The organism is Micromonospora sp. RTGN7 (assembly GCF_033804645.1).
Taxonomy (GTDB): Bacteria; Actinomycetota; Actinomycetes; order Mycobacteriales; family Micromonosporaceae; genus Micromonospora.
The window spans coordinates 115829-122095 of the sequence record NZ_JAPZLF010000019.1 but is presented as its reverse complement, the minus strand read 5'-3'; the positions used below and the strand labels follow the sequence as shown (position 1 = coordinate 122095).

The window sequence follows — 6267 nt, the reverse complement described above, 5'->3', positions numbered from 1 at the left end:
AGCACCCTGTTGAGTTCTCAAAGAACAACCACACACCATCCGAAACCCCCACACAATGGGAGCCCATCCGGGGCATTTCCGTTCACCGTTCCGTTCCTCGCACCCGCCGCTCTCGCGCCGGGCACTTTTACTACGTTACCTCACCGTCTCTGCCGTGTCAAACCGTGTGTCCCGGTCTGTCGTGCTTCGTACGGGTATCTCAGCCGTGATCCCGTGCAGCGGTCAACTGCTGTCGTGATCCTCGGATTTGGCAGGCCGGCCGTCGTGGTCTCCCACGATCTCGCCCGGTTCCCTGCCGGTCGCCAACCTTACCCGGTCGGTTCCGCCGCTCCAAATCCGCCTCGCGGCGAAATCGGGGGCCCCGCCCGGCCTGATCCCGCAGGACCGGAGTCCCTCGGCATCGGTTGCCTGACCTGCGCTCCGGCCTCCAGGTCTTTCGCCCTGTTTCGTCCGTTCCGCGCTGGCAGAGAGAAAGTTACGCGTCCGGGGGTTTGGTCGTCAAATCCGCGGGGTAGCGTCCCGCGTCACATCATCCACGCTCGAAAATACGCCCAGATCAGGGGCATGAGGGACATCAGCGCCGGCGGCCGGCGGCTCGCCAGGCCCGTACCCCCAGGACGCCCGTCGTGGTGCCGATCGCCAGGGACGCCGCGATCAGCAGGGCGTGTACCCAGAGGAAGCCCGTGGGCGTGCCCACGCCCACCGTCCCGCTCGCCCAGGCGCGCGGGTCGTTCCAGATGGCGACGGCGAACCTGGGCCAGATCACCCAGGTCCAGACGCCGACCCCGACGAGGAAGAGGGCCCAGCCACGCGACAGCACCATGGCTGGCGAGTATGCCAGCGAGCCGGGCGCCGGGCCGGCTGCGCGCTCCGGGCCGCCCGGCGCCGGATCCGAAACGAGATCGGCGTACCGATGGATCTGGAGAAGTCACTGCCCGACCGGCTGGCGCCCCGCAGGTCCTGGCGGCGCCGGGGACGGGGCGGTAGGTTCGGGCTCCCGGCAACTCCACCGTCTTCGATTGAGGAACTCGGGCCCGTGTCGCACGTCGAGAAGATCACCGGTGAACTGCGGGCGCTGACCACGGGCGTCGAGCGCGCCCAGGGGCTGGCCGCCGCCGCCCACAAGCAGGCGCAGGAGTTGGCGCTGCGCGCCGCCGGCAGCGGCTTCGCCGCCGTCGCCGCCGGGATGGTCCGGGTGCAGGGCGCGATCTCCGAGATCCAGGGCGGCCTGGGCGGCCTCGCCGCCTCGATCGGCGAGGCGACGAAGGCCACCGCCGCGGTTCCCCACCAAGCCACCCCGCAGGAGACCATCGCCGGGCTGGCCCCCGTGCGGAGCGCGGTCGACGGCGTACGCGACACGACCGCGAAGACCATCGCCCGGATCGGCGAGGCGCAGCAGCTCGCCACGATCGTCCTGCAGGGCGGGCAGCCCGGCCCGATGCTGTCGGGGCTGGCGGGTATCAAGCAGGTCCTGACCCTGTTGGTCCAGCGCACCGGCACCGCCCGGCAGGCCGTGGAGGTCGCGATCGTCGAGGCACGACAGCTCGGGTCCGCACGAGACTGACCGGCGCTTGGCGGCCTCCTTCTGGCCAGCCATCGCTGATGATTCAACCGTTCGACGGCGGCGGTTCGACCGTTCCGGCACGCGGCACGTGCGCGCGGCGGTACGGCCTTGGCGCGAGCGGGGGCTCGCCAGGACCGTCCCGCAGCGCGGCACCTAGCTGGCCGAGCGGAAGCCTCAGGGACGGACCCGAACGCCGCTCGACCGGCGAAGCGGACAACGATCGACGCCTATAGTGATGTTCATGCGCTCGCACCCGGTGATGTCGATCGACGAGGCACGGGCGTGGCTCGCCGAGGTCATGTCCGGCACCGACCGGCTCCGGGTCGAGACCTTCGACGGCGACCGCGTGATCTGCGCCGCGGGCCCGGACGGGCTCGAACGCCGGGCGAACGGCACGCTCTCCGGGCCGGCCCTGTTCTGGGCCATCGACCTGGCCGGTTTCGTCGCGGTCAACGTCCTGGTCGGCCCGGCGCCCGCGATGGTGCTCGCCAACAGCAGCATCAGCTTCCTGGAACCGGCCGAGCCCGGGGTGCTGCGCGTCGCGGCCGAGGTGATCAAACTCGCCAGCCGCTCGGCGGTCGTGGACGTGCGGGCCAGCGACCACCGGGCCCGCCTGGTGGCCATGGCCACGCTGCACTTCGCGCTGCCGTCGCGGGCCACCCGGGCGGTGGCGCTCGCCGATCAGGCCGGGGCGACAACGTAGGTGCCGCGCTGCCACGGATAGCCGGGCAGCGAGACGACTGCCCGAGCGGGCACGGCCGGCACCGGATCACCCGGGTCGAGCGTACGCACGGCGGGGTGCGCCGAGCCGTCGGCCAGCGCCGACAGCGCCGCCGCCGCGCCGCCCGGCTCGGCCGCCTGGACCCACACGGCGTGCTTCAGCCGGGTCCGCCCGTTGTTGGCGGTGCACGTGAACGCCGGGTAGTCCGCCGCCGGCAGCGCGGCCAGGTGAGCGGCGTAGCGGCGGGCCAGCGCGGCCAGCGCCGCCGGGGTGGCGGCCGACAGCAGAATCCCGTCCGCCGCCGGCACGTTCCGGGCCGGCTCGGGCGGCGGGGCCGGCGACAGCACGGCGTACGCGTTGGTGCCGCTCATGCCGTACGAGCTCGTCGACGCGCAGCCGCCGATCCGGTCGTCCCAGGGCACCGGCGCCACCGGGATCTCGATCCCCGTGCCGGACAGGTCGATCCGGGGGTTGGGCTCCTGGTAGTTGGCCTGCGGCGCGATGGTGCGATGGTGCACGCAGAGCACGGCCTTCACCAGCCCGAGCACGCCGGCGGCCGACTCGGTGTGGCCGATGTTGCCCTTCACCGAGCCCACGTAGAGCGGCCGGCCATCCCGGCGGCCCAGCGCCGCGCCGATCGCCGCCAGCTCGGCGGGGTCACCCAACGGGGTACCCGTGCCGTGTGCCTCGTGGAAGCCGATGTCCCCGGCGGACACGCCCGCCGCCGCCAGGACCGAGTCGATGAGTCTCGCCTGGGCCGACACGTTCGGCGTGGTGAACGTCGACGTCCGCCCGTCGTGGTTGATCCCGGTCCCGTTGATCACGGCGAGGATGCGGTCGCCGTCCCGGCGGGCGTCCGCGAGCCGCTTCAGCAGGAGCATGCCGCAACCCTCGCCACGGACGAATCCGTTCGCGCCGGCGTCGAACGGGCGCGACCGGCCCTCGGGCGACAGCGCGCCGGTCTGCGCCACCGACCGGGTCGTGCCCGGCGCCAGGATGAGGTTGACCCCGCCCGCGACTGCGACGTCGCAGTCGCCCGCCACCAGCGCCCGGCACGCCGTGTGCACGGACACCAGCGACGACGAGCACGCCGTGTCCAGCGCGAAGACCGGACCCTGAAGACCCAGGGTGTACGCGATCCGCCCGGCGGCGAAGCTGTGGCCGTTGCCGATGGTCCAGTACGAGTTCGGGTCCCCGGTCAGCCACTGCCAGTAGTCCCGGCCGGTGATGCCGACGAAGACGCCGGTGGCCTCGGCGACGGCGGCGACCGGGATCGCGGCGTGCTCGAACGCCTCCCAGGTCACCTCCAGCAGCAGCCGGTGCTGTGGGTCGAGGACGCGCGCCTCCTTCGGCGCGATGCCGAAGAACTTCGGGTCGAAGTCGAACGGCGCGTCCAGGTAGCCGCCCCGGGTGACCATGCCGTCCCAGTCCGCGCCGAACGCGCCGCGCCGGTCCTCGGGCAGGTCCCCGGTGAGGTCGCGGGCGTGCAGGATGGCCGACCAGTACGCGTCGAGGCTGTCGACGCCGCCGGGCGCGCGGACGGCCATCCCGACGACGGCGATCGGCCCGGTCACTACAGGACCCGGCGCATCCAGCCGTGGGTGTCCTCGACCCGACCGTACTGGATGTCCAGCAGGTGCTTCCGGAACTGCTGGGTGTAGGTGCCGGGCTCGCCGTCGCCGACGGTGGCGGAGAACTCCTCGCTCTTGAACCCGACGATCGGCGTGATCACGGCTGCCGTGCCGGCGGCGAACGCCTCCGTGACCGATCCGTCGGCGAGCCCGTTGCGGATCTCGTCCAGGCCGATCGACCGCTCGACCGGCTTGAGGCCGTGCTCGGCGGCGAGCGTCAGCACGCTGTCGCGGGTCACCCCGTCCAGGATGGTGCCCAGGCTCGGGGTGATGAGCTGCTGGTCGCCGGTCACGAAGAACACGTTCATGGTGCCCGACTCGTCGATGTCGCGCCGGTTCTCGCCGCCGAGGTAGAGCACCTGCTCGCAGCCGTGGTCCAGCGCCTCGCGCTGCGGCCCCAGGCTGGCGGCGTAGTTGCCGCCGCACTTCGCCGCCCCGGTGCCGCCGATCGCCGCCCGGCTGTACCGGGTGCTTATCCAGAGCGTCACACCGGTGACGCCGCTGGGGAAGTACGACCCGGCCGGGCAGGCGATCACGCAGTAGGTCACCTGCGTCGCTGGTCGTACCCCGAGGAACGCCTCCGAGGCGAACATGAACGGCCGGAGGTAGAGGCTCTGCTCGCCGCCGTACGCCGGCACCCACGCCTCGTCGGCGCGAACCAGCGCCGCCGCGCTCTCGACGAAGGTCTCCTCGTCCAGCTCGGGCAGGACCAGCCGCCGGGCCGACGCGGCGAACCGGCGCGCGTTGAGTTCCGGCCGGAACAGCCACACGCTGTCATCGGCGCGCCGAAACGCCTTGAGCCCTTCGAGGATCTCCTGTGCATAGTGCAGGACCGCCGCGCCGGGGTGCAGGGTGAACGGGGCCAGTGCACCGATCCGGTGGTCGTGCCAGCCCGCGTCCGGCGACCACCCGACGGTGACCATGTGGTCGGTGAAGTACCGGCCGAATCCGGGATCGGCGAGGATCTCCTCCCGCGCCGGCTGCGGAGTCGGGTGGTCAGTTCGCGTCAGCGGGAACTGGACGGTCATGCGGGCTCTCCTTGCGACGGTCTGTCGGTGAACACGGCGACGCAGTTCTGCCCGCCGAAGCCGAAGGCGTTTGTCAGCGCGGTCCGCACGGACATCTCCCTGGCCTGGTGGGGCACGTAGTCCAGGTCGCACTCCGGGTCGGGCTCGTGCAGGTTGATGGTGGGCGGCACGACCTGCTCACGGATCGCCATGGCGCACACCATGGCGCCGAGCGCGCCGGCCGCCCCGATCAGGTGGCCGAGCATCGACTTCGGCGCGCTGACCGCGACCCGGTCGGCCGCGTCGCCGAGAGCGGCACGGATCGCGACGGTCTCCGTCCGGTCGTTGGCCTTGGTCGACGTGCCGTGGGCGCAGATGTAGTCGACGTCGTCGGGGCTCACCCCGCCGCGACGCAGGGCCTGCCGGATCGCCGCGGCGGCGTGCACACCGCCCGGGGCGGGCGCGCTCACGTGGAAGGCATCGCTGGTCAGGGCACCACCGGCGAGGACGGCGTAGGGGGTGGCCCCGCGGCGGCGGGCGTGGTCGGCCGACTCCAGGACCATGACCACCGCGCCCTCGCCGAACACGAACCCGTCCCGGTCGGCCGAGAACGGCCTGCTGGCGCCGGCCGGGTCGGCGTTGCGCTGGGACATGGCACCCATGCTGACGAGGCCCGCGAACATGGCCGGGGTGATCGCCGCGTCGGTGCCGCCGCAGATGACCACGTCGGCCTCGCCGCTCAGGATCAGCCGGCGGGCGTCGAGCAGCGCGTAGGCGCCGCTGGCGCAGGCCAGCGCGCTGGCGTTGACCGGCCCGTGCGCGCCCAGGTCGATGGCGATCTCGCAGGCCGGCATGTTGGTCAGGGAGGACGGCACGAACTGGGCGCTGGGCGCGGACGGAACGGGTGCCAGCAGCCCACGGGTGGCCGCCTCGACGGTGTCGAAACCCGCGACCGCGGCGTTCACCACCACGCCCACCCGGTCGGCGTTCTCCTCGTCGACGGTGAGCCCGGCGTCGGCGACCGCCTCGCGGGTGGCGACCACGGCGAACTGGCTGAACCGCGCCATCCGGCGGGCCCGTTTGGTGGTGAAGTGCTGCGCGGGGTCGAAGCCCCGCACCTCGGCGGCGATGCGGGTGGGCAGGTCACCGGCGTCGAAGGCGGTGATCGGGCCGACGCCGGACTTGCCGGCCAGCAGGCCGTGCCAGGTGCTCTCGCGGTCGAGGCCGAGCGGCGTGACCGCGCCGATACCCGTGATGACGACGCCGCCCCCTACCATCCCGCCACGGCCTCACTTCTCAGGTGCCGAACGACTGACAGCACACTATCAATCGCCATGAGTGCAC

At 72.5% G+C, this 6267-nt stretch carries 6 protein-coding genes; 2 read left to right on the top strand and 4 right to left on the bottom strand.

Annotated features, from left to right (window positions below):
• Positions 1-574: 574 nt before the first annotated feature.
• Complete coding sequence (locus tag SNR22_RS23720) at positions 575-823, bottom strand: SCO4848 family membrane protein (protein ID WP_320068861.1); 249 nt, start codon at positions 821-823, stop codon at positions 575-577.
• A 213-nt stretch (positions 824-1036) separates the two neighbouring features.
• Between SNR22_RS23720 and SNR22_RS23715 the strand changes: the two genes are divergently transcribed.
• Both SNR22_RS23715 and SNR22_RS23710 read left to right on the top strand, forming a co-directional pair.
• Positions 1037-1564, top strand: coding sequence for a DUF6244 family protein (locus tag SNR22_RS23715; RefSeq protein ID WP_320068860.1), 528 nt, complete (start codon positions 1037-1039; stop codon positions 1562-1564).
• A gap of 241 nt (positions 1565-1805) precedes the next feature.
• A complete protein-coding gene (locus tag SNR22_RS23710; RefSeq protein WP_320068859.1) occupies positions 1806-2267 on the top strand; it encodes a PaaI family thioesterase in 462 nt (153 codons plus the stop codon).
• Here the strand turns inward: SNR22_RS23710 and SNR22_RS23705 are convergent.
• The 3 genes from SNR22_RS23705 to fabF are packed head-to-tail and all read right to left on the bottom strand — an operon-like array spanning position 2246 to position 6200.
• Positions 2246-3859 carry a polyketide synthase gene (locus SNR22_RS23705; protein ID WP_320068858.1) on the bottom strand — a complete coding sequence of 538 codons (1614 nt, stop codon included), beginning with the start codon at positions 3857-3859 and terminating at the stop codon, positions 2246-2248. The genes SNR22_RS23710 and SNR22_RS23705 overlap by 22 nt on opposite strands.
• Complete coding sequence (locus tag SNR22_RS23700; RefSeq protein ID WP_320068857.1) at positions 3859-4944, bottom strand: branched-chain amino acid aminotransferase; 1086 nt, start codon at positions 4942-4944, stop codon at positions 3859-3861. Before SNR22_RS23700 ends, SNR22_RS23705 begins: the two co-directional genes overlap by 1 nt.
• Complete coding sequence (gene fabF / locus SNR22_RS23695) at positions 4941-6200, bottom strand: beta-ketoacyl-ACP synthase II (protein ID WP_320068856.1); 1260 nt, start codon at positions 6198-6200, stop codon at positions 4941-4943. Before fabF ends, SNR22_RS23700 begins: the two co-directional genes overlap by 4 nt.
• Positions 6201-6267 lie beyond the last annotated feature (67 nt).